Source organism: Aestuariimicrobium sp. Y1814 (genome assembly GCF_050113895.1).
GTDB lineage: Bacteria > Actinomycetota > Actinomycetes > Propionibacteriales > Propionibacteriaceae > Aestuariimicrobium.
On sequence record NZ_JBNJRW010000016.1, the window covers coordinates 30685 to 52720 of the forward strand.

At 67.0% G+C, this 22036-nt stretch carries 20 protein-coding genes, 1 tRNA gene, 1 other RNA gene and 1 pseudogene; 11 read left to right on the forward strand and 12 right to left on the reverse strand.

Going from position 1 to position 22036, the window contains the following annotated elements; translation table 11 throughout:
* Positions 1-41 precede the first annotated feature (41 nt).
* Positions 42-182 carry a hypothetical protein gene (locus ACQE3C_RS14260; RefSeq protein ID WP_002854087.1) on the forward strand — a complete coding sequence of 47 codons (141 nt, stop codon included), beginning with the start codon at positions 42-44 and terminating at the stop codon, positions 180-182.
* 271 nt (positions 183-453) lie between these two features.
* Here the strand turns inward: ACQE3C_RS14260 and merA are convergent, their stop codons facing one another.
* Positions 454-1902, reverse strand: coding sequence for a mercury(II) reductase (merA, locus tag ACQE3C_RS14265; RefSeq protein ID WP_434539807.1), 1449 nt, complete (start codon positions 1900-1902; stop codon positions 454-456).
* A 71-nt stretch (positions 1903-1973) separates the two neighbouring features.
* On the opposite strand from merA, the gene ACQE3C_RS14270 reads away from it, so the two are divergent.
* From ACQE3C_RS14270 to ACQE3C_RS14290, 5 genes are all read left to right on the forward strand, one after another.
* Positions 1974-2363: a heavy metal-responsive transcriptional regulator gene (locus tag ACQE3C_RS14270; protein ID WP_036382791.1), complete on the forward strand. Its 390-nt coding sequence runs from the start codon at positions 1974-1976 to the stop codon at positions 2361-2363.
* 223 nt (positions 2364-2586) lie between these two features.
* Positions 2587-2946 (forward strand): Cd(II)/Pb(II)-sensing metalloregulatory transcriptional regulator CmtR, encoded by a 360-nt coding sequence (cmtR, locus tag ACQE3C_RS14275; RefSeq protein WP_006590980.1) that lies wholly within the window; start codon positions 2587-2589, stop codon positions 2944-2946.
* Positions 2943-3545 carry a cadmium resistance transporter gene (locus ACQE3C_RS14280; protein ID WP_016997609.1) on the forward strand — a complete coding sequence of 201 codons (603 nt, stop codon included), beginning with the start codon at positions 2943-2945 and terminating at the stop codon, positions 3543-3545. The genes cmtR and ACQE3C_RS14280 overlap by 4 nt, the downstream gene beginning before the upstream one ends.
* 212 nt (positions 3546-3757) lie before the next feature.
* Positions 3758-4351 (forward strand): recombinase family protein, encoded by a 594-nt coding sequence (locus tag ACQE3C_RS14285; RefSeq protein WP_434539808.1) that lies wholly within the window; start codon positions 3758-3760, stop codon positions 4349-4351.
* Entirely contained in the window at positions 4348-5913 is a 1566-nt protein-coding gene (locus tag ACQE3C_RS14290) for a recombinase family protein (RefSeq protein WP_434539809.1), read from the forward strand. Before ACQE3C_RS14285 ends, ACQE3C_RS14290 begins: the two co-directional genes overlap by 4 nt.
* Here the strand turns inward: ACQE3C_RS14290 and ssrA are convergent.
* Positions 5892-6259: a transfer-messenger RNA gene (gene ssrA / locus ACQE3C_RS14295) on the reverse strand. The two genes, ACQE3C_RS14290 and ssrA, sit on opposite strands and share 22 nt — an antisense overlap.
* Positions 6260-6382: 123 nt before the next feature.
* Positions 6383-7018, reverse strand: coding sequence for a DUF1707 domain-containing protein (locus tag ACQE3C_RS14300; RefSeq protein ID WP_434539810.1), 636 nt, complete (start codon positions 7016-7018; stop codon positions 6383-6385).
* 103 nt (positions 7019-7121) lie between these two features.
* On the opposite strand from ACQE3C_RS14300, the gene ACQE3C_RS14305 reads away from it, so the two are divergent.
* Positions 7122-7493, forward strand: coding sequence for an FKBP-type peptidyl-prolyl cis-trans isomerase (locus ACQE3C_RS14305; RefSeq protein WP_434539811.1), 372 nt, complete (start codon positions 7122-7124; stop codon positions 7491-7493).
* 38 nt (positions 7494-7531) lie between these two features.
* Here the strand turns inward: ACQE3C_RS14305 and ACQE3C_RS14310 are convergent, their stop codons facing one another.
* From ACQE3C_RS14310 to prfB, 6 genes are all read right to left on the reverse strand, one after another.
* Positions 7532-9409, reverse strand: a complete 1878-nt coding sequence (locus tag ACQE3C_RS14310; protein ID WP_434539812.1) for a DUF2207 domain-containing protein — start codon at positions 9407-9409, stop codon at positions 7532-7534.
* The gene (smpB, locus tag ACQE3C_RS14315) at positions 9360-9839 is read right to left on the reverse strand and encodes an SsrA-binding protein SmpB (protein WP_434539813.1); all 480 of its coding nucleotides are present in this window, start codon (positions 9837-9839) and stop codon (positions 9360-9362) included. The genes ACQE3C_RS14310 and smpB overlap by 50 nt, the downstream gene beginning before the upstream one ends.
* A gap of 163 nt (positions 9840-10002) precedes the next feature.
* Positions 10003-11535, reverse strand: a complete 1533-nt coding sequence (locus tag ACQE3C_RS14320) for a M23 family metallopeptidase (protein WP_434539814.1) — start codon at positions 11533-11535, stop codon at positions 10003-10005.
* A 30-nt stretch (positions 11536-11565) separates the two neighbouring features.
* Entirely contained in the window at positions 11566-12468 is a 903-nt protein-coding gene (gene ftsX, locus ACQE3C_RS14325) for a permease-like cell division protein FtsX (protein WP_434539815.1), read from the reverse strand.
* A gap of 28 nt (positions 12469-12496) precedes the next feature.
* Complete coding sequence (gene ftsE / locus ACQE3C_RS14330) at positions 12497-13183, reverse strand: cell division ATP-binding protein FtsE (protein WP_434539816.1); 687 nt, start codon at positions 13181-13183, stop codon at positions 12497-12499.
* Positions 13184-13337: 154 nt separating this feature from the next.
* On the reverse strand, positions 13338-14447 hold the full coding sequence (gene prfB, locus ACQE3C_RS14335; RefSeq protein WP_434539817.1) for a peptide chain release factor 2: 1110 nt from the start codon (positions 14445-14447) through the stop codon (positions 13338-13340).
* 122 nt (positions 14448-14569) lie between these two features.
* Here prfB and ACQE3C_RS14340 point away from each other — a divergent pair, with 122 nt between their 5' ends.
* From ACQE3C_RS14340 to ACQE3C_RS14350, 3 genes are all read left to right on the forward strand, one after another.
* A complete protein-coding gene (locus ACQE3C_RS14340) occupies positions 14570-15145 on the forward strand; it encodes a CueP family metal-binding protein (protein WP_434539818.1) in 576 nt (191 codons plus the stop codon).
* A gap of 35 nt (positions 15146-15180) precedes the next feature.
* Positions 15181-15254: transfer RNA gene (locus ACQE3C_RS14345), tRNA-Val, on the forward strand.
* Positions 15255-15306: 52 nt separating this feature from the next.
* Positions 15307-17163, forward strand: a complete 1857-nt coding sequence (locus tag ACQE3C_RS14350; RefSeq protein ID WP_434539819.1) for a DUF262 domain-containing protein — start codon at positions 15307-15309, stop codon at positions 17161-17163.
* Positions 17164-17265: 102 nt separating this feature from the next.
* Here the strand turns inward: ACQE3C_RS14350 and ACQE3C_RS14355 are convergent.
* The 3 genes and pseudogenes from ACQE3C_RS14355 to ACQE3C_RS14365 all read right to left on the reverse strand — a co-directional run.
* Positions 17266-17880, reverse strand: a pseudogene (locus tag ACQE3C_RS14355) (Type 1 glutamine amidotransferase-like domain-containing protein); the annotation flags it as partial.
* Complete coding sequence (locus tag ACQE3C_RS14360) at positions 17877-19244, reverse strand: NADH:flavin oxidoreductase (protein WP_434539820.1); 1368 nt, start codon at positions 19242-19244, stop codon at positions 17877-17879. The gene ACQE3C_RS14360 and the pseudogene ACQE3C_RS14355, both read right to left, overlap by 4 nt.
* A gap of 169 nt (positions 19245-19413) precedes the next feature.
* Positions 19414-20586, reverse strand: coding sequence for an aminotransferase class I/II-fold pyridoxal phosphate-dependent enzyme (locus ACQE3C_RS14365; protein WP_434539821.1), 1173 nt, complete (start codon positions 20584-20586; stop codon positions 19414-19416).
* Positions 20587-20843: 257 nt separating this feature from the next.
* Here ACQE3C_RS14365 and ACQE3C_RS14370 point away from each other — a divergent pair.
* Positions 20844-22003, forward strand: a protein-coding gene (locus tag ACQE3C_RS14370; RefSeq protein ID WP_434539690.1) for an IS3 family transposase whose coding sequence is annotated in 2 segments (ribosomal slippage) — positions 20844-21122 and positions 21125-22003 — 1158 coding nt in all. Because the reading frame shifts where the segments join, the coding sequence is not laid out codon by codon here.
* Positions 22004-22036: the final 33 nt, after the last annotated feature.

Sequence of the window (22036 nt, forward strand, 5' to 3'; positions counted from 1 at the left end):
CGAGAGCCGCACATGCTTGAGCAACGTCTTAGGAGCGCGCGATGACCGCGAAGCACGGCAAGGGCCCCGGGCCGGACGAGGGCCAGCGGCCGGCCCGGCGCGGGGTGGTGCTCACCCTGCTGGGGATCGGTCTGGTCGCCGCGGCTTACGTGGTGACGATCGTGGTCATGGTGGTGCGGTGACGCGGCCCAAACGGACCGCGGCCTCATGGCGGCGCCGCAAGGCGGTCATCGCGTCGTCCAGTGCTGTCCTCGTCGGGTCGAGCACGTAGAGGTCGTGAAGACGTCCAGATATAGGCCTGGGACGGGAGTTCTTGCATCGACTGAACTCCCCGGTGGTTGCAGGTCCGATACGCAGGGGTGCCAGTAAGTAGGGCTGATCGGCGCCCATTTTCTTGTCTCGCGCCCCGGGGCGAGGCGGTCCCCTATCGGTGTCCCTGTGTGCGGGGCAGGTTCACGCCGCGCAGCAGGAGAGCTTGGCGATGTCGGTGGTGAAGGCCTGCGCGGTGAGCTTGAGGCCTTCGGCCATGGTCAGGTAGGGGCTCCAGAGGTTGGCGACCTGGCTGGTGGTCATGCCGGCCTCGAGCATGTAGACCCCGGCGGCGGCGAGGTCGCCGGCGTCCTGGGCCAGGGCGGTAATGCCGATGATGCGGCCGGTGTCGGCGTCGGTGACCATCTTGATGAACCCGCGGGTGTCGCGGTTGACGATCGCGCGTGGGACGTGCGCGAGTGACAGGACACGGCTGTCGTAGCGGATCCCGGCAGCGGAGGCCTGCCGTTCGGTCATCCCGACGGCGGCCAGGGCGGGGCTGGTGAACACGACCCGGGGCAGGTGGCGGTAGTCGACCTCGAGGCCGGCGCCGGTGAGGGCGTTGTCGGCGACGAGGGCGCCGTGGGCCGCGGCGACGTACACGAACTGACGGTGGGCGGTGACGTCACCGGCAGCCCAGACGCGCGGGTTGGTGCTGCGCAGATGGCTGTCGACGACCACCTCGCCGTGGTCGCCGGTGCGCACGTCGACGGTGTCGAGACCGAGCGTGGCGGTGACCGGGCGGCGCCCGGTGGCGACGAGTACCTCGGCCGCCCGGAGTTCCTGTGAGCCGTCAGTGGTGGTGGCAGTGACCGTGACCTCGCCGGTGGCCGGGTCGCGGCGGACCGCGCTGGGCACCGCGCCGCGGATGATCTGGATGCCTTCGTCCGTGAAGATCTCATCCAGGGCGGTGGACGCCTCGGGTTCTTCCTGGGACGCCAGCCGTGAGCGGACCAGCATGGTGACCCGGACGCCGAGCCGAGCGAAGAGCTGGGCCTGCTCCATCGCGACGTAGCCGCCGCCGATGACCAGCAGCGACTCCGGGACGTGGTCCAGTTCCATCGCGGTGGTCGAGGTCAGGTAACCGGCCTCCTGCAGGCCGGGGACCGGCGGCGCCCAGGGCCTGGAGCCGGTGGCGATGAGGTAGTGCGCGGCCCGGACCGTCTCCACCGTGCCGTCAGGGCCGGTGACGCGCAGTGCCGGCTCGCTGGGTGTGCCGACGAACGTGGCGTCCCCGGGGTGGAGATCCCATCCGTACTCGGTGGCCAGGTCCAGGTACTTCTCGCCACGCAGTGACCCGACGAGCCGATCCTTGCCGGCGATCAAGGCGGGCATGTCGACCGGCCGGACTTCGGGGAGCGGCAGGCCGGGGAACCGGGAGGCGTCGAGTGTGACGTGGCGGGCCTCGGCGGTCGCGAGCAAGGCCTTAGAGGGCACGCACCCGGTGTTCACGCAGGTACCGCCGGCGGTGCCACGCTCGATCATCACCACCCGTCTGCCGAGGTTGGTGGCGCGGATCGCGGCCGCGAACGCCGCCCCACCGGACCCGATCATTGCCAGGTCATACGACCTGCTGTTAGCCGTTGCCGTCATGAACTCCTCCTTCATCGCCCTCAGGATCGACCTTCCAGTGCACTGGAAGGTCAAGGGGGAGAATGAGTGGCATGCGGATCGGTGAGGTGGCTCGGGCGTCGGGCACGACGAGCAAGACCCTGCGGTACTACGAGGAGGTCGGGCTGCTACCCGCCGCGGACCGCACCCCGGCGGGCTACCGGGACTACGGCGCCGAGGTGCTCGACCGGCTGGACTTCATCCGCCGGGGGCAAGCGGCCGGGCTGACCCTGGCCCAGATCGGTCAGGTGCTGGACATCCGCGACCGGGGGCAGGCCCCCTGCCGGCACGTCACCGACCTGCTCGACACCCGCCTTGATGTGATCGACCGGCAACTCGCCGAGCTCGCGCAGCTACGCACCACGATCGCCGACCTGCGCGAGGACGCCGCCGCCGGCGACCCGGCCACGTGCTCCCCCGAGGATGTCTGCCGCTACCTGTGACACCGAAGTTCACGGGCCCGTGGCAGCGCATGGCGGCCCACTCTGTTGCGTTGGGGTGTTAGACCTTTCGCAACGGTTCTGTTGCGCGGGGTGCACCCTATCGCGACGCCTATTCCTCCGGCCTGCCGTCGGCCGCTGTCCCGGTGAAGGATCCCCTTGCGGGCATGCGATCTGGGCTGACGCCTGTGACCGAGTGTTCAGTTCGCGCTGTATAGTTCAGTCCATGCTGACTATTGCTTCGCGTCTCGACGTGATGAACCGCCTGGGTCGTGCACTGGCCGACCCCACTCGATCCCGGATCATCTTGACCCTGCTCGACCATCCCGCTTACCCGGCGGAACTGGCCCGAGATCTGGACCTGACACGCCCGAACGTGTCCAACCACCTGGCATGCCTGCGCGATTGCGGGATCGTCGTCTCCGAGCCCGAGGGTCGTCGGACACGATATGAGATCGCCGATTCGCACCTGGCGCAGGCGCTGACGGCACTGGTCGATGCCACCCTGGCAGTGGACGAAGACGCCCCGTGCATCGATCCCGCCTGCTCGCTTCCCGGATGCGACGCAGCTGGGGAGGGCGCATGATCCTCACCTCGGTCTTGCAGGCGATGGGCCTGTTCGCAGCGACCAACATCGACGACATCATCGTGCTCTCCCTCTTCTTCGCGCGAGGGGCAGGCCAGCGCGGCACTACCGCCCGCATTCTGGCCGGCCAGTACCTCGGATTCGCCGGCATCCTCGGTGCCGCGGTCCTGGTGACCATCGGTGCCGGAGCATTCCTGCCCTCGGCAGCCATCCCGTACTTCGGTCTCATCCCTCTGGGCCTCGGCCTCTGGGCCGCATGGCAGGCCTGGCGCGGAGACGATGACGACGATGACGACGAGGCCAAGGTTGCCGGCAAGAAGGTCGGCGTGTGGACAGTCGCAGGCGTCACCCTTGCCAACGGCGGCGACAACATCGGCGTCTACACCCCTGTCTTCCTCAGCGTGGAACCTCTCGCAGTAGTCGCCTACTGCATCGTCTTCCTCGCGCTCGTCGCGGTCCTGGTGGCCCTGGCAAAGTTCGTCGCCACCCGCCCCCCGATCGCCGAAGTGCTCGAACGCTGGGAGCACATCCTCTTCCCCATCGTTCTCATCGGCCTCGGCATCGTGATCCTCGTCAGCGGCGGAGCCTTCGGACTCTGACGTAGCGGCAGCGATCCAAACGGCCCCGACCGGGCGCACCCCTCTCGGTTCAGACCGCGACACCTACCTGCAGCCAGTCCTGCGTGATCGCGGCAACAAGACCGCCACGGAGCGCTGCAAAAACCCCGCCACCAAGCGAACGAAGCCACATCCTGCGTCCAACGGCATCGGTGATGTGTATCGTTGGACAGGAGTGGAGAGGCGGTCCAGGCATGGTCGGACACAAGGGCCAGGTGGTCGGGTACGTGCGCGTGAGCGCGGCCGACCAGAACCCAGCGCGGCAGCTCGAAGGCATCGGCGAGGTCGACCGGCTGTTCGAGGAGAAGGTCTCGGGCAAGAACATGGCCGACCGGGAGCAGCTGACGGATTTGCTCGCCTACGTCCGCGAAGGCGACACAGTGAGGGTCAAGTCGCCGGACCGGCTGGCGCGCTCGACGACCGACCTGCTGGCCCTGGTGCAGCAGCTGCGCGACAAGGGGGTCGCGGTGGAGTTCGTCGACAACCCCGAGCTGAGTACCGAGACCGCGCACGGGGAGTTCATGATCACGGTGCTGGCGGGCATCGCCCAGATGGAGCGTCGGGTCATCCGCGAGCGGCAGGCCGAGGGCATCGCCATCGCCAAGCGCAAGGGCGTCTACGACCGGGGGCCGAAGCTGACCCCTGAACAGGTCCGAGAGGCCCGTCAGCGGGTCGCTGGGGGCGTTCCGAAGGCGAAGGTGGCCCGAGACCTGGGTGTGGCCCGACAGACGCTGTACGCGGCACTCAAGGGCGAGGGACGGTACGCGGAGCAAGGCGTCGCGTCATGAGGGGCAAGCCGGAGTTCAACGACAACGATCTGGTCGTGGGCTACTACCGCTACTCGTCGGCCTCCCAGAACGAGGCCAGCATCGAGCAGCAGCGTGAGCTGGTCCACCGCTGGGCCAAGGCTCAGGGGCTCCAAGTAGTCCGGGAGTATGCCGACGCGGCCAAGACCGGCACCAACACTGAACGACCCGAGTTCCAGCTGATGCTGCGCGAGCTGCCGAGCATCCGTCCTTCCTACGTGGCGGTCTGGAAGAACGACCGCCTGGGCCGCGACCGGATGGACCTGCTGAAGGTCAAGAACGCGATCCGCATGGCCGGCGCCAAGCTGCACTACATCGAAGGCTTCTCCCCCACCGATGACCCCGACTCGATCTTGGTCGAGGGGCTCAGCGATGCCTTTGCCGAGTACTACTCCAGGCAGCTCTCGGCGAACATCCGCCGCGGGGTCCACTTCAACGCCGAGAAGGCCTTGGCCAACGGCAGGAAGATCTTCGGCTTCGCCATCGGCGCTGACAAGCGCTACGAGCTGGACCCGCAGAACGCCCCGGTGGTCGAGCAGATGTTCGCCGACTATGCCGCCGGCAAGTCGATGCAGCGCATCTGCGACGAGGTGAACGCTGCCGGCGTCCGCACGACCAACGGGTTCACGTTCTCCCCCAAGACGCTGAACAAGATGCTGAAGAACCGGGCCTACATCGGGGAGTACTCCTACGCCGGGCACGTGGTCCCGGGCGGGATGCCGCAGATCGTCGACGACGAGATGTTCGAGCAGGTCCAGAAGATGTTCGCGGTGAACAAGCGCCGCGGCGCGAAGACGAAGGCCGAGCTGGCCTCTCTGGGCGACGAGGCACCTGACTACTGGCTGACGGGCCGACTGTTCTGCGAACGGTGCGGCGCGTCGATGGAAGGTGTCTCGGGCACGTCGAAGACTGGCCGGAAGTACCGGTACTACAACTGCCTGAACCAGCGGAAGAAAAAGTGTGCGGCCAAGGCGGTGCGCAAGGACGACATCGAGCAGCGCGTGGTCGAGCTCGTGGAGTCCTTCCTCGACGACACCGAGATGCTGGCCTCTCTGGCGGTCGACATGGCTCACCACTACCGGGAGACCCACGAGCGCGGTAGGGACGTCCTGGAGGCCCTGGAGGCCCGTAGACGCGATGTTGAGGGCAAGCTGGGCAACTTCGTCAAGGCCATCGCCATGGGCATCATGAACGAGACCACGGCCGAGGCGATGGCGGCGCTGGAGCGACAGAAGACGGAGCTGGACGCCGCGATCCAGGCCGAGCACATCAAGGCCACGCTGTTCGAGGACGAGGCGTCGATCGGGGCGTTCTACCAGCGCTTCGCCCACGCGACGATGGACACCCGCGAGACCAGGGAACTGCTGTTCGAGTACTTCATCGACAAGATCTTCGTCGGCGCGACGACGCTGACCATCGCGTCGTGGTTCTTCGACCACGGCGCAGAGTTCACCCTCGCCGATCTGGACGAGATGAAGGAAACGGGGGAAGTGCTGAACGTAGAGTTCAACACTTCCCCCCGAGGTGGAGGTGGCGGGAATTGAACCCGCGTCCTCGAGAGGCGAACCAGGGCTTCTCCGGGCGCAGCCGATGTGTCGTTCTGCTCGGCCCCTGCACTCACATCGGCATGTGCAGACAGGCCCAGTCACAGTAAAGTCCCGATCAGCCCCTGCGACGCAGGCTGATCAGCAAGCCTTCTGGATGAGGCCAGGATCCGGACGGAAGGCTACATCCGGGCTGACCCTTCGATCACTGCTCAGGCAGCGAGAGCGAAGTCAGTGCGCTTGGAATCGGCACTTATAGGTTTCCAGAGGACATTTACGAGTTGACTCTGGATTCTCGGCCCGCTTCCCCTGGGACTACCGTCCCAAGTCGAAACCAGTCACCCCCTGTTGAGTTGTCCGCCAGCCTGAGCCGACGGTGTCTTGCAAGTCTACCCGCTGACATGGCGAACCCACCAACCGAAATCTCCGAACGCGACCTGGTTGGTGGGTCGGACGACGCGAGCCGGCCTCAGCGGCCGATCCCGCGGCGGGTCGACTCGTCCAGCAGTCGCACCGGGACCTTGTTCATGATCGGGTTGGTCCAGTCCTCACCCGAGAAGGCCTTGATGCCACCGACAACCGTGAGCACGAACCACGCCATCGTCCACAGGCCGTTGAACAGGCCGAAGTCGAAGATGGCCGAGACGATGCCGAGCGCCACCATCACCGCCAGCGCGAACACCTGGAAGTTGAAGGCCTTCGCGGCCTGGCTGCGGGCGTAGGAGCCCTTCTCGGCCACGGCGTAGATCACGCCGGGCCCCACCAGCGGGAACGGGATCGAGGACCAGTGCGCGAGCCCGGCGGTGAGTCGTCCGCTGGCACCGTCGGCGTTCTGGTTGACCACCGGCAGGTAGGCGGGGTGTGCGGCGAAGGCCTGCTGGGTTCCCGAGACCCGCACCAGCCCCTCGAAGGCAGCATTCAGGTCGCGGCGGTTGCGGGCGTTCAGCGCCTGCTCGACACGCTCGTCGAATTCGGTTCCGGTGAGGCGCCCATCGGCGTAGGCCTCCTGGAGGTAGCCGATGGCGCGGTCGCGCTGGGTGTCGGTGACGAGCAGGTTCAAGGACGGGTGCTCGAACGAGTTGGAGCGGAAAGAGGTCGCGTTCATGTGTTCCATTCTCGTCGCTCCCCCGGTCGCGGACCATCAGGACCGACCCTGAGCGATCCCGGAAGCGGCCGGTACTTCGGTGTGGGGGGCTAGGCTCGTCACCATGACTGAGAAGCCCGAAATCGACTTCCCCGAGGGCCCCGCGCCCACCGAACTGCAGATCACCGACCTCATCGAGGGCGACGGCCCGGTCGCCGAGGCCGGCCACACCGTCGACGTGCACTACGTCGGTGTCGCCTACTCCACCGGTGAGGAGTTCGACGCCAGCTACAACCGCGGCGCGCCGCTGTCGTTCCCCCTGGGCGCAGGCCGCGTCATCCAGGGCTGGGACCAGGGCGTGCAGGGCATGAAGGTCGGCGGACGACGCCAGCTGGTCATCCCGCCGCATCTGGCCTACGGCGACCGTGGCGCCGGCGGCGTCATCAAGGGCGGCGAAACCCTGATCTTCGTGTGTGACCTGGTCGCGGTGCGCTGAGCGGACCCGCTGAGAACTGGAACAACCACCCGGGGGGCTCACCAGGAACTGGCTGAGCCCCCTCCTCCGCCCCCACCGGACGAGATCCCCCCGCCGCCGAAGCTGGAGCCCCCACCCGACCCGGTGCCGGAATAGCCGCTGTCGCTCGGTGGGGGTGAGGCGGCCCGGTCCACCGAGCTGAGCATGGAATTCAGCACGTACCAGTCACCCATCGCGGACCCGGTCCAGGTGGGGGCCGGCACCCGGCCGGACTCGATCAACGGCTGGCAGACCTTGGCCCAGCGTTCGGCGACCTCGAAGATGATCGCCCACGGCAGGTACTTCGAGAAGATGTCCTCGCCCTCCTCGAAGCGCAGTTGCCCCGTCTCGGCGGTGGTGAGGTAGAGCTCGAAGCCTTCCACCTGGTCGGTCAGGGCACGACCGAGGCCGGTGCGCTGGCCGCGCTCCAACTGCATGCTCACGAAGAAGGCCACCAGCGCCACCCCGCCGGCGGCGGCCAGCAGGGGCCACAGGATCCACAGGCTGCCCCCCGCGATGGCGCCGAAGAACAGGACACCGCCCAGGCCCCCGATGCCCGAGGCCAGTTTCGTGTGGGGCATGTCGGTGAACCATCCCCGGTAGCTGACCTGGTTGGTGACCGAGGCGACCAGCGCCTTGTGGGCCTGTTCCATTGACCCCGCCGACGACAGCGACACCCAGCCATTGGCCGGCGCACCGGTGAAGATGGCATCGAGCAGCACCTGCTCGTGGGGTGCCTTGGCCTTGTGGCCGTCAATCAGCCGCAACAGCAGTCCATTGCTGTGGCCCTGCTTCATCTCCAGCGCCCCACGCACCGTGAGGTCCACCAGGGTGGCGGTGGTTTCCCGGACGTCAACCTGCCCGTCGACCAGCAGGCCGGCCTCGGCCACCGGCATGGGGGGCGGCGAGAAGGCGACCGGCACCTCGATGGGGTCGCTGAGCTTGACCGGGGTGTTGCGCTCCGGCGGGGGCACCACGCCGGGGGGCACCCCCTGGAAACGCAGGTCGCGGCCCTTGCGCCGCAGCAGCGCCCACCCGGCCACACCGGCCAGCAGGGTGGCCCCCACCGGGATGACCGCCGCTTCGGGGCCCGGGACCTCCAGGTCGCGACCGCTGGACGTCACTGCCTTGGGGTGCAGGTCCGGCGACGGGTCGGTGACCAGCCCGCTGGTGATCTTCACGGCCACGGTGGTGACATCACCGCTGGCCCGGTCCTGCTCGGTGAACAGTGCGCGGTCGGCCACGATGGTGGAGCTGGTGCAGTCCTCGGACGTCCCCGCCGGTGAACTGGAACAGGCGACCTGCTGCGCCCCACCGGGCACCTCCACCGAAGCGGTGACCAGGTTGGTGGGCGGCGCCTCACCGGAGAGCAGGTCCCAGGAGAACTCGTCGTACCCGGCGAAGGTGCGCAGGGCACCGGCCACGGTGTACGAGATCGTGTAGGTGGCCGTCGGCGAACTGACGGTCTCGTCCTGCGTGCCGATCCGGATGCTCAGCAGCCGGTTGCGCCCGGTGCTGCTCTCGCTGGTGCGGAACTCGTCGGAGGCGTCCTGCGAGCTGACCTGGATGTTGCTGATGGTGTATACCGCGTCGTTGTCCTCGTCCCAGGGTTCACGGGTGACCAGGGTGCGGATGATGCCGTGGCGACCGGAGTTCGACCCGAACCGGTAGGTCACCGTCTCGGTGACGTGCACCAGCCCCTGGTCATCGACCTCGATCGCGAACCGCCATGAGTCCACCGAGTCGCCCGCCGCAATGGCCTGGCCGCTGGGCACGCCGACCACCACCACCAGGCTGAGGGCCAGGGCTGCCAGCCACCGGACGAGCCGCTGCGCATCGAGCATGGGGTCAGCCCCGGCGTCGCCGCTGGCGCTCGGCCAGTTCGCGCTGGGCGTCACGGTCCATGTCGCGGGCGGCGATGGCCTGGCGCTTGTCCCAGGCCTTCTTGCCGGTGCCGACAGCGATTTCCACCTTGGCGTAGCCGTCGGAGAAGTAGATCGACAGCGGGACGATGGTTCGTCCGGAGTTCTCGGTCTCACGGGCCAGCTTGTCGATCTCGCGCCGGTTGAGCAGCAGCTTGCGGGTGCGCCGGGTCGCGTGGTTCGTCCAGGTGCCGAAGGCGTACTCCGGGATGTGCGCGTTGCGCAGCCAGACCTCGCCGTCGTCGACGGTCGCGAACGCGTCAGCCAGGGAGGCCCGGCCCTGGCGCAGCGACTTCACCTCGGTGCCGGTCAGCACCATGCCCGCCTCGAATCGATCGCCCAGGTGGTAGTCGTGTGACGCCTTCTTGTTCTGTGCGATCAGCTTGCGGCCCTTCTCGCGCGGCATCACGCACCCCTTTCGTCGCAGTCGATCGGCTCAACCCTACCAACGCTGGGGCCGTGCGCAGCAGTGGATTTCCGGCCTGTCCCCCGGCACGACAACGGCCCACCCGCAGGGGTGGGCGGTTGTCGTTCGGGGGCTGGGCGCCGGGTGCTCAGCACCCGGGTGCTCAGTACAGGGTCATCGGGTTCACCAGGGACCCGTTGACCCAGGCCATGAAGTGCAGGTGGCAGCCGGTCGAGTAGCCGGTGGAACCGACGTACCCGATGGTCTGGCCCTGGCTGACCCGCTGGCCGACGCTGACGATGTAGCGCGTGGCGTGGTTGTACGAGGTCGTGACGTAGCGGCCGTTGACGCTGCCGTGGTCGATGATCAGGCGGTTGCCGTAGCCGGCGTTGTAGTAGCGCTCCTCGACCACACCGGCGGCAGCTGCCTTGATCGGGGTGCCGCAGGAGGCGCCGAAGTCGGTGCCGTCGTGCAGCTTCCAGTACCGCAGGATCGGGTGGAAACGCTGGCCGTAGCTCGAGGTGATCACCGCACCCGAGGGGTAGATGAACCCCTTGGACGACGAGCTGCTGCTGGAACTCTTCGAACTGCTGGAGTTGCTGTTCGAGGCGCTGGTGGTCGCCACCTTCTTCTTGGCGGCGGCAGCCTCCTCCTCGGCCTTCTTGGCCTTCGCATCAGCGGCGGCCTTCTTGGCTGCGGTGGCCTTCGCGGCCTCGGCACGGGCAGCGGCGGCACGGCGCTCGGCTGCGTCCGCCTCGGCCTTGGTCTTCGCGGCGGCTTCAGCCTTGGCCTTGGCCTCGGCGGCCTTCTGCGCAGCGATCCGGTCAGCAATGCGCTCGGCGACGTCCTTGCCCTCGGCCTCCAGCTGGGCCTGGTTCTGCTTCTCCTCCTCGACGGCCGCATCGGCCGTGGCCCGGGCCTGCTCATTGGTGACGACCGCAGCAGCACGGGCATCACGGGCCTGCTGGCTCGCGGTGCGGGCCTGCTGGGCCTCGGTGTAGGCCCGCTGCGCGGCGGCGCGCTTGGCCGCGACATCAGCCTCGGCGTCGGTGGCCTTCTGCTCAGCGGCATCGGCGGCGAACTGCAGGGCGCGCAGGCGGTCGAGCTTGGCCTGGGTGGAATCCATCAGGGTCTTCGACCACTGGACGCGCTGGTTCAGGCTGCCCATGTTGGTGTCGGTGGTCAGCACCGCCAGGCCGAGCAGGTCGGTGCGCTGCTGCTGGGTCTGGATGACGGTCGCGCCGACCGTCTTCATCCACTTGTCGACCTCGTCCTTGGCCTTGGCGGCCGCAGCCTTGGCGGCGGCGAGTTCACGCTGGGCGATGACCAGGGCGGCAGCCGCCTGCTTGTCCTTCTCGGCAGCATCGGTCTCGGCCTGCTCGGCAGTCCTCAGCGCCGACTCAGCGGCCGCCAGCTCGTTCTGGGAAGCCTCGAGGGCCGCCGCGGCCCGGGCCGCCACCTGGTTGTAGTCGTGGAGGTCCTGCTTGGACTGCGCCAGCTGCGCCTCGATTTCCTTCTTCCGGTCATCGAGCTCGTCGGCGTGCGCCAGCGGCTGGGCAAGACCCAGCATCAGCACGGTCAGGCCGACCACGAGGGTGCGGGCCAGCTTGCCGAGGCGCTTGACGTCGAACGGGTTGCTGCGGTTGAAGCTGTTGCGCGGGCCGCTGGGGTCAGCGGGGGGAAGGTCCCGGTTCACAGTGTTACCCCAATCCAGTACCTCTCAGGCTCACACCCTCAGGTACTTCCTGGTTGCAAGAATCGTGGGAATGATAGACAGCAGAATTGCGACGACTGCAACCGCTGCCATGGCAATTCCCGCGTGGGACCAGTCAATCCACTGCAAACTCTGGATTGAGACTTGAGCGTTGCGCTGCACGATCAGCTCGAAGCCGAGCGCCAGCGTCGCGCACGCCATCAGTGCCCCGACCAGCCCGGTGACAAGGCTTTCGAGCAGGAACGGGGCCATGATGTAGAGGTTCGAGGCACCGACGAACCGCATGATGCCGAGCTCCCGGCGCCGGGAGAATGCCGCGATCCGAATCGAGTTCGCGATCTGCAGGGCGGCAGCCACCAGCAGCAGCACCGACATGCCGATCGCACCCCATTGGACGGCATTGAGCCATCGGAAGATCGGGTCGAGCACGGTGTGCATGTCGACGACGTTCTGGACACCGTCGAGGCCCAGCGCCTCGGAGACCACCCCCTGGTAGTTCTCTGGGTTGACCAGCTTGATCTTGTAGGAGTCCTGCATCTGGTCGACGGTGACGGTCTCGAGCAGCGGGGAGTCCTTGAAGACCTCGCGGTACTCCTCGTAGGCCTCCTGCTTGGAGACGTAGTAGACCCGCTCGACCTCGGGGTTGGCCTCCAGCGCGGCCAGGATCTGCGCACGCTGGGCGTCGGTGGTGTCGGCGCCGGGCTGGCAGTTTCCGCCCGAGGAGTCCTTGACGCACAGGAAGACCGACAGCTCGATCCGGTCGTACCAGCGGCCCTTGACCAGGTCGATCTGCTGGGCGGCCATCAGCCCGGCACCGAACAGGGTCAGTGAGACCCAGATGGTGACGATGACCGACAGGGTCATCGTCAGGTTGCGCCGCAATCCCGACCAGGTTTCGCGAAGTGTGTGTCGCATGGTGTACCTCTCTCGTCCGCGGGGCCGCTCAGGCGGTCCCGTAGACGCCCTTCAGCTGGTCGCGGATGACCTGGCCCTGCTCGAGCTCGATGACCCGTCGTCGCATCTGGTCGACGATGGTCGAGTCGTGGGTGGCCATGATCACGGTGGTGCCGGTCTTGTTGATGCGGTCGAGCAGCTTCATGATGCCGACACTGGTGGCCGGGTCGAGGTTGCCGGTGGGCTCGTCCGCAATCAGGATCTTGGGCCGGTTCACGAACGCGCGGGCGATGGCCACCCGCTGCTGCTCACCACCGGACAGTTCCTCGGGCAGCCGGTCACCCTTGCCGCTCAGGCCCACGGTCTCGAGGGTCTCGGGCACGATCTTGTTGATGTCGCTGGTCTTGCGGCCGATCACCTGCAACGCGAAGGCGACGTTCTCGTGGACCGTCTTGCCCGGCAGTAGCCGGAAGTCCTGGAAGACGGTGCCGATCTGGCGGCGCAGGCCCGGCACCTTCCAGTTGCTCAGCCGGGTCAGGTCCTGCCCGGCGACGTAGATCGTCCCGCTGGTGGGTCGGTACTCGCGCAGGATCAGCCGGATGAAGGTCGACTTGCCCGAGCCCGACTGGCCGACGAGGAAGACGAACTCGCCCTTGTCGATGTCGACATTGACGTTCTTGAGTGCTGGTTTGGTGCCACCGTCATAGACCTTGGTGACGTTCTCGAACGTGATCACGCTGCATCCTCACCGGGGTGGACAATGGGGGAAGTTCCTGAGATTTCCTCAGCCGGCTCCTCGCCAGTCTAGGCGAGTCCGCCCCGAGCCCCGCGCAACTTCCGGCGTGCGTGTCAGCCGACCCCGGTGGGGCCGGCCGCCCTGTGCAGGGAGGTCAGTCGTCCTGCGAGGTGCGTCGCCAGCGGATGCCGGCGTCGATGAAACCGTCGATGTCACCGTCGAAGACGCTGTCGGGGTTGCCCACTTCGTGGTCGGTGCGCAGGTCCTTGACCATCTGGTAGGGGTGCAGGACGTAGGAGCGCATCTGCGAACCCCAGGAGTTGCCGCCGTCGCCCTTGAGCTCCCTCATCTCGGCCTCCTTCTCCTGCCGTGCCCGCTCGAGCAGGCGTGACTGGAGCACCTTCATGGCCGCGACCTTGTTCTGCAGCTGCGACTTTTCGTTCTGGCAGCTCACCACCACACCGGTGGGGATGTGGGTCAGCCGCACGGCGGAGTCGGTGGTGTTGACCGACTGGCCGCCGGGGCCCGAGCTGCGAAACACGTCGACGCGGATGTCGCTCTCGGGGATGTCGATGTGGTCGGTCTCCTCGGTGACCGGCAGCACCTCGACCCCGGCGAACGAGGTCTGCCGACGGCCCTGATTGTCGAAGGGCGAAATGCGGACGAGGCGGTGGGTGCCCGCCTCGACCGACAGCGTGCCGTAGGCGTAGGGCGCGTTGACCTGGAAGGTGGCCGACTTGATGCCGGCCTCTTCGGCGTAGGACACGTCGTAGAGCTGGAACTTGTGGTGGTGGCGTTCGGCCCAGCGGGTGTACATCCGCAGCAGCATCTGGGCGAAGTCGGAGGCATCCACTCCCCCGGCTTCGGCGCGGATGGTCACCATCGCCTCGCGCTGGTCGTACTCACCCGACAGCAGGGTGCGCACCTCGAGGGCGGAAATGTCGGATTCCAGGGAGGCGACCTCCTTGGCTGCTTCCCGGGCGGACTCCTCGTCGGACTCTTCGGTGGCCAGTTCGACCAGCACGGAGACATCGTCCAGCCGGGAGCGCAGTTCGGAGACCCGGTCGACCTCGTTCTGCAGCTGGCTCAGCCGCGAGGTGATGCGCTGGGCGTTGTCGGTGTCGTCCCACAGGTCGGGGGCGGCCACCTGCTCGCCCAGCTCGGCGATCTCGGCGCGCTTGGCGTCAAGGTTCGCCACGGCCTCGATCGAGCTGAGCTTCTGGTCGAGGTCGGCGATGCTGTCAGGAAGGTCTACAAGTGCCACGTTGGCCCACTCTACCCGTCGACGCCCGATTTGCCGGGCCCGGACGCGCTACACCACCCCGGGGCGGCCCTTGCACCCACCCCACCACTTCCGGGCCGGGGGTCGGCTCCTAGCCTGTGACCATGCGCAAATTCTTCTCACTGCTGGTCGTGGCCTGCCTGCTGGTGGTCACAGGTTGCTCCGGTTCCGGGGGTGGTGCAGCCACTGCACCCGCCGACGACGGGGTGCTGGAGCGGCTGGGGTTCGCCGGCTTGTCCGGCAAGGACATCGTCGCCCAGCTCGACGCGAGCACGGACCAGCGTCCGCTGGCGTTCGCGGCCTCGGTGCGCCCGACCGGTCTGCTGCTGGCTGACGAGCAGGGCGAGACGGTCGTCCCCCTGCCCGAGGACGAGTTCTACGTCTCGGTGGCGCCCTATGTGAGCAACACCCACCCCTGCCACTTCCACTCCTTGGCCACCTGCAACGGTGAACTCAAGGAAACCCCGGTGGCCGTCAAGATCACCACCGCCGAGGGCGACGTGCTCGTCAACGAGCAGACCACCACCTACGCCGGCAACGGGTTCATCGGCTACTGGCTGCCCCGCGGGGTGACCGGGACGATCGAGGTCACCCTGTCCGACGGCCGCTCGGGTGCGGTCGACTTCAGCACCGTGGGCGACGAGGACGCCACCTGCATCACCACGCTGCAACTGTCCTGAGGACGCCGGGCGCGGCTTGCTACAGTCTGCTTGCGGGGCGCATAGCTCAGTTGGTTAGAGCACCTGCCTTACAAGCAGGGTGTCGGGGGTTCGAGTCCCTCTGCGCCCACCCATAACATCCTTACGGGAACAGCACCAGATGGTTGAGAGGATGGCAGTTCATGGCTGGCGGGTACGAGAAGGCGATCACCGTCGAGTCAGCGATCCGGAACATCGCCGAGCGTCGATACCTCCTGCCGTCGATCCAGCGTAAGTTCACCTGGGACATGGGCCAGGTGTGCCGCCTCTTCGACTCAGTCATGCAGCACTACCCGGTCAACAGCCTGATGCTCTGGAAGGTCGACTCGGCCGAAATCCGAGATGGCTTCCGCTTCTACGAGTTCTTGACCAAGTACGTGGAGCGCTTCGCCGAGAACAACCTCGACTTCGACACCAAGGGTCACGGCGAGTTCTATGCCGTGATCGACGGGCAGCAACGTCTGACCTCGCTCTACATCGGGCTGAAGGGCACGTACGGCGTCAAGAAGCACCGTGCTTGGTGGCCGAAGGCGTACGACCCGGCTGTCTTGCCGCCTCGCACGCTCTATCTGAACCTCGCAGCTCCGTTGGACCCCGAGCGTAATGACGACCAGTTGATCTACGACTTCCAGTTCCTCACCTCCGACGGACTGGCCAAGAAACCGACCGATTCGGAGAACTTGTGGTTTGAGGTCGGTCAGATTCTCCAGTTTCCGACGGTCGAGACCGATGACGAAATCGTCGATCATGTCATGGACTACCTCGACAGACTCGGTCATGGGCGTAACCAATTCGCGCGCAAGACGCTCAGTCGCCTCTACTTCGCGATCCGCCGTGAGGCGATCCTGAACTACTTCGTCGAGGAGAGCCAGGACATCGGCCGTGTCCTCGACATCTTCATCCGAACGAACGAGGGTGGCACTCCCCTGCGGTTCTCCGACCTCCTCATGTCGATCATGTCGGCGAACTGGGAGGATGCCCGTGACCGCGTCGACGAGCTTGTGAACTTGGTCCGCACCGAGTTCGGCTTCTCCATCGACCGCGACCTCGTCATGAAGGCCGCCGTGATGATCACCGACGCCGATGTCAGGTTCCAGGCACGCAACTTCGATGCGTCCAACGTGGCGAAGATTCGCGAGGCCTGGGACGACATCAGAGACTCACTTGTCGAGTCATTCCGCATGATTGCATCGTTCGGCCTCAACGATGCATCCCTGCGCGCCAAGAACCCAGTACTCCCGATCGCCTACTACCTTTTCCACAAGGGGCGGGATCAGGGGTCGGGTGCTCGTGGCCTATTCACCACGATCAACAAGCCGATCGCCCATCGAGATGAGCGAACCAAGATGAGGCAGTGGCTACTGATGTCGCTACTTCGCTCAGTTTTCGGTCGCGCGGCAGACTCTCTGCTGACCAGCCTGCGTCGGGTCATCCGTGACCACCTTGATGACGCTGACGGCTTCCCGCTCGACGAGATCCTGGCGGGTTACAGGGGAACGGCGCGGGACCTCACCTTCGACGACGTCTTCGTCGACAGGCTTCTGGTCACGCAAAAGGACGATCCCAACTGCTACTCGATCTTGGCGTTGCTTCAGCCTGACGTCGACATTCAGCAGATACTCCACGCCGACCATCTGCACCCGGCTGCCGACTTCGGCAAGGGCCGCTTGGACGAGCGCGAGTTCCTCATCGGAAATCCGGAACTGCGTGCCTTCTACGAGGACCGCGAGAACTGGAACGGCGTGAGCAACCTCTGGCTGCTCACCGAGAGCGAGAACACTTCGAAGCAGGACAAGCCGTTGAAGGATTGGCTTGAGCCTCGGCTCGGCAAGACCGCGCTCGACCCACTCATCCCAGCCGGCACCAGCCTGGACTTCGTGGACTACAAGGACTTCATCGAGAAGCGTCGCGCCTTCCTCAAGACGAAGCTCGAAGGGCTCGTGGGCGCCAACACGGTCGTTGCGGCGCAAGTACCTCTGGAGCCTGTTGACGTCGACTGAAAGGCGCGGGCGGGCGCGATGAGGTCGACCAAGGGCATCGCGCCCGCCATCTGAGGGGTCACCCGAACTTGTGCCACTCCCCTCGGAGACCACCTCGACCCGGCCGTCAACCACCGTGATGGCGGTCTGCTCGTCGATGGCATAGCCGGGGCCACCCAGGTCGGCGGCCCAGCGTTGCGCGTGGGCCAAGGTGTTCGTTGCAAACAGGTTCAGGTGCGGGAAGATCGAGAAGTCCACCACACCCAGGCCCGCATCGTCCGGCGCCCCGTCCCACTCGACGAAGTAGACACCGATCCGCGGGGTCATCACCATGCTGCCGGCGCTCACCCCCACCCAGACCAGGTCCGGCAGCGAGTCCAGCACCCCGGCCAGGCCCGACGCACGCATCCAGTGGCACAGGTAGGTCGCCTCCCCGCCGTCAACCAGCAGCACGTCACTCTCACGAACCCAGGGCAACCACCGCTCCTGGCCGATCGTGGGCAGCGCCGTCAGCTCGAGCACCCCCATCGACGCCCAGCCGAGGCCCGTGAAGTGCCGCCAGTCGGGCTCGGCAGCCACCAGCCCACGCACCGAGTCCGGCCCGCACATCGGGTGGCCCCACTGCGCCGTCGGGACGACCAATGCCCGCGACTGGTCGACCGGCTTGCCCAACAGGCCCGTCAGCGCCGCGGCGATGCTGGGGTTGGTGACGCCACCCGAGGTCAGCAGGAGCTTCACGAGTGTGCCCCCGGACTGGTGACGGGTTCGTCCGTGATCGGGTCGAGGGTGGCCGACCAGCTGATGATCTGGGCCTCCATCTGTTCATCGGAATCGAACCGGCTGCGGTCGTAGCAGCCCAGCGGGAAGGTGGTCGTGCGGATCGTGCAGCGGCTGCAGAAGGTGCAGGGCCGCGCGGGGGCCTCGACGCCCTGCTCGAACAGCTTCGGCAGGTCGGGGTTGGCCAGCAGCGGCCGGGCCATCGAGACCACGTCACAGGCCCCTGAACTGAGCGCCCGCTCGATGTCGGGGCGGCGCTGGAAGCCGCCGTTGGCGATCACCGGCAGGCCGACCTCCTGGCGGAAGCGGCGGGCATCGTCCAGGTTGAGGGTGCCCTTGTCGCCCCAGCCGAGGTTCATCAGCGGTCGCACGACCGCCTTGGGCAGCCGCAGCGCGGCGGCCCTCACCGCCGCCTTCCCGGTGAGGTGGGCGGTGGAATCCATGAACATGCGCACCTCCTCCACCGGCAGGTCACCGGGGTTCTCCCGGGGGTTGATGAACCCGAACCCGTTCGAGATGTGCAGGAAGTCGACCCCCAGCTCACGCAACCGCTTGCCGTAGTCGATGGTCTGCTCGATCCCGTTGCCGAACCACCAGTGGCGCAGCGGCAGAGTGGGTGGCAGCCGCAGGTTGAGCGGCACGTGGTTGTAGTCCCGGGCCGAGAGCCGCACGCCGAACAGGAAGTCAGGGCCCACCGCCTCGCGGATGGCGGTCACGATCTCGGCCAGCAACTGGAACCGCGCCCCATGGGAGCCGCCGTAGCGGTCGGTGCGCCGGTTGATGCCGGGGTTGAGGAACTGGTGGATCAGGTAACCCTTCGAGGCGGTCACCTCGACCCCGTCACAGCCGATCTCGCGCATCCGCACCGCCGCCTGGGCGAAGTTCGCGACGACCTGTTCGATCTCCCCGGTGCTCAGCGGGTGGCGCCAGTTGCGGTAGCCGAACAGCAGGTCGAAACCGGACGAGGCCGACGCGGCGTCGGTGCGCTGGCTGAACAGGCTGGTCTGCGTGTGGTAGCCGGGGTCACCGAGTTGGATCAGGTACTTCGTGCCCATGGCCTGCACCTTGCGGACCCCACGGCGCAGCGCCCCGATGTAGCGGTCGTGGCTGATCTTCGGGTACTCCAGGGGCGACCAGCGCCGCTCGTCGATGGTGAGGGTGGCCGAGATGATGGCACCCACCCCACCCTCGGCGAAACGCTTCTCGAAGTTCGACCAGGCCCCGTTGACGGTGCCGTCGTAGTAGGCCATCCGTCCACCGATGGACGAACGGACCAGCCGGTTGGGCAGTGTGACCTGGTTGATGGTCAACGGTTCCGACCACATGGCAACCTCCCTCGACAGTGCCCGACATGGCTGCCGGGCGGGGATGACAGTCCAATTCAGGGGGCCATGCGGGCAAGGAAGGTGGGGCCGACGGACCAGGCTGCTGACCTCATTATGCGCGCCGTCATCAGCGGCACGCCAGAGCCGGAACTGCTCGGAGGCCCGCCTCTCACAACGTGCCCAGGAACCGCCTCAGACGGTCAATGCCCTCAGCCAGGTCGGCGCGGGAGGCGGCATAGGACAACCGGACGTGCCCGGCCCCGGTGTGGCTGCCGAAATCCCGTCCTGGGGTGAGTGCGACGTGGGCCTCCTGCAGCGCGCGTTCGCAGAACTCCCAGGCGTCAAGCCCGGTGCCGGTGACATCGATGTAGACGTAGAAGGCGCCGTCGGGGGTGACCGGGACGGGCAGGCCAACCCTGGCCAGGCCGTCGAGCACCAGCCCTCGGCGCGCCACCAGTTCGGTGCGACGCTGCTCGCAGACGGCCAGCGACTCGGGGGTGAAGGCGGCCAACGCCGCCCGTTGCGCCGGCGCCGACGCGCACAGGAAGTAGTTCGTGGCGAGCCGTTCGACCACCGGGACGAGCACCTCGGGCAGCACCGCCCAACCCAGTCGCCAGCCGGTCATCCCGAAGTACTTGGAGAAGCTGTTGATCACGATCGCGTCGGGGTCGATGCCCACGACGCTGCGAGCCGGGGTCCCGTCAGCGGTCGGGTCGGCCAGGTTCAGGTAGATCTCGTCGACGATGCGCCAGGCACCGCGGTCACGGGCCAGTTCGCAGATGGCCGTGAGTTCGTCGTACGGGATCGAGGTGCCGGTGGGGTTGGACGGGGTGGCCACCATGACGGCGCTGGTGCGCTCGGTCCATGCGGCCTCGAGGCCGGCGCGGTCCAGCTGGAAGCGGGTCTCGGCCGTGGTCGGGACAGTCACCACCTGCCCGCCGAAGCTGGTGATGAACTGGCGGTTGCAGGGGTAGGACGGGTCGGCCATGACGACGTCGTCACCCAGATCGGTGGTGGCCGCGGCGACCACCAGCAGCGCCGCCGAGGCCCCCGAGGTGACGATGATGCGCTGCGGGTCGACCTCGACGCCGTGGCGGTCACGGTAGAAACCGGCGATGGCCGCCCGGAGCTCGGGCAGGCCCATCGCCGGGGTGTACGGCAACGGACGGCCGTCCATCACCTCACGCATCGCCTCGCGTACCGCCGGCGGGGCGCCGAAGTCAGGCTCCCCCAGGCTCAGCGCGACCACCGGGTGCCCCTGGGCCCTCAACCCGGCTGCCTGCGCGGTGAATGACATGGCATGGAACGGTTCGACCAGGCCGGCACGTCGTGACAGTTTCATCGGGCAAGGCTAGGGCCGGCCGAGTTCCTGCCGGGTCAACACCCCGGGATTTTTTCGCCGATTCCGCCGCGCGCGAGGCCGTGAACGCGGTTCAATCCGTAGCGACGCCCAGTGCCCCACGCCCTGTGCGTCACCCGCCAAACAACACCCATCCCCTCAACAGAACTGGATCCCCTCCCATGACGACTGGGACTGCTGCACGAGTAGGTGACATTCGATCTGTGGGGCCGTGAGGTCCTGCTGGAAGGATGTTGACCATGCCTAGACCCCATCCGAAGGAGTTCCGTGACGACGTGGTCGCGGTGGCCCGTCGTGGCGAGGCTCCGATTGCCCAGATCGCGAAGGACTTCGGGATCAGTGAGTCGTGTCTGCGGAACTGGCTGCAGCGCGCTGATGTCGCAGACGGCCACCGGCTCGGTGTGACCACCGCGGAGTCGGCCGAGCTGCGGGAGTTGAAGCGCCGTAACCGGCTGCTGGAGCAGGAGAACGAGATCCTGCGTCGGGCAGCGGCGTATTTGTCGCAGGCCAACTTGCCGGGAAAATGATGTACCCGCTCGTGAAGGAGTTCGCTGCTGACGGGATCCCCGTCACGGTGACGTGTCGGGTCCTCAAGCTCGCCCGCCAGCCCTACTACCGCTGGCTCGCCCGTCCGGTCACTGCCAGGGAACTCGATGAGGCGTTTCTGGCGAACGCGTTGTTCGACGCCCACCACGATGATCCGGAGTTCGGCTACCGGCTGCTGGCCGATGAAGTCCGCGCCGCCGGCCACACCGGCTGCGACCGGCGGGTGTGGCGGATCTGTGCGGCCAACCGGTGGTGGAGCGTGTTCGGCAAGAAGCGCAGCACCAACGGGAAGAAGCCAGGCCCGCCCGCCCACGACGACCACGTACGGCGCGACTTCACCGCGTCCGGCCCGAACGTCCTGTGGCTGACCGACATCACCGAGCACCGCACCGGCCAGGGCAAGCTGTACCTGTGCGCGGTCAAGGACGTGTACGCCAACCGGATCGTCGGCTACTCCATCAGTGACCGGATGAAGTCCCGCATCGCGGTCGACGCCCTCGCCATGGCGGTGGCCCGCCGCGGCAAAGTGACCGGCTGCATCGTGCACAGCGATCGGGGCAGTCAATTCCGGTCCAGGAAGTACTTGGCCGCCCTGCGTCGTCACGACCTGACCGGCTCGATGGGCCAGGTCGCCTCCGCCGGCGACAACGCCGCCATGGAATCCTTCTTCGCCCTGCTCCAGAACAACGTCCTCGACCGGCGCCGCTGGCACACCCGCCACGACCTCCGCATCGCGATCGTGACCTGGATCGAACGGACCTACCACCGCCGCCGACGACAAGCCCGCCTGGGACGTTTGACCCCCATCGAGTTCGAGACCATCATGACCACACCGGCCGACCAAGCCGCCTAACCCAACCTGTCACCAAGACGTGCAGCAGTCCCA

Bases quoted from the DNA above. Each gene is read 5' to 3' on its own strand.
- ACQE3C_RS14260 (WP_002854087.1), top strand. From the start codon at position 42: ATGACCGCGAAGCACGGCAAGGGCCCCGGGCCGGACGAGGGCCAGCGG.
- merA (WP_434539807.1), bottom strand. From the start codon at position 1,902: ATGACGGCAACGGCTAACAGCAGGTCGTATGACCTGGCAATGATCGGG.
- ACQE3C_RS14270 (WP_036382791.1), top strand. From the start codon at position 1,974: ATGCGGATCGGTGAGGTGGCTCGGGCGTCGGGCACGACGAGCAAGACC.
- cmtR (WP_006590980.1), top strand. From the start codon at position 2,587: ATGCTGACTATTGCTTCGCGTCTCGACGTGATGAACCGCCTGGGTCGT.
- ACQE3C_RS14280 (WP_016997609.1), top strand. From the start codon at position 2,943: ATGATCCTCACCTCGGTCTTGCAGGCGATGGGCCTGTTCGCAGCGACC.
- ACQE3C_RS14285 (WP_434539808.1), top strand. From the start codon at position 3,758: ATGGTCGGACACAAGGGCCAGGTGGTCGGGTACGTGCGCGTGAGCGCG.
- ACQE3C_RS14290 (WP_434539809.1), top strand. From the start codon at position 4,348: ATGAGGGGCAAGCCGGAGTTCAACGACAACGATCTGGTCGTGGGCTAC.
- ACQE3C_RS14300 (WP_434539810.1), bottom strand. From the start codon at position 7,018: ATGAACGCGACCTCTTTCCGCTCCAACTCGTTCGAGCACCCGTCCTTG.
- ACQE3C_RS14305 (WP_434539811.1), top strand. From the start codon at position 7,122: ATGACTGAGAAGCCCGAAATCGACTTCCCCGAGGGCCCCGCGCCCACC.
- smpB (WP_434539813.1), bottom strand. From the start codon at position 9,839: ATGCCGCGCGAGAAGGGCCGCAAGCTGATCGCACAGAACAAGAAGGCG.
- ftsX (WP_434539815.1), bottom strand. From the start codon at position 12,468: ATGCGACACACACTTCGCGAAACCTGGTCGGGATTGCGGCGCAACCTG.
- ACQE3C_RS14340 (WP_434539818.1), top strand. From the start codon at position 14,570: ATGCGCAAATTCTTCTCACTGCTGGTCGTGGCCTGCCTGCTGGTGGTC.
- ACQE3C_RS14350 (WP_434539819.1), top strand. From the start codon at position 15,307: ATGGCTGGCGGGTACGAGAAGGCGATCACCGTCGAGTCAGCGATCCGG.
- ACQE3C_RS14360 (WP_434539820.1), bottom strand. From the start codon at position 19,244: ATGTGGTCGGAACCGTTGACCATCAACCAGGTCACACTGCCCAACCGG.
- ACQE3C_RS14365 (WP_434539821.1), bottom strand. From the start codon at position 20,586: ATGAAACTGTCACGACGTGCCGGCCTGGTCGAACCGTTCCATGCCATG.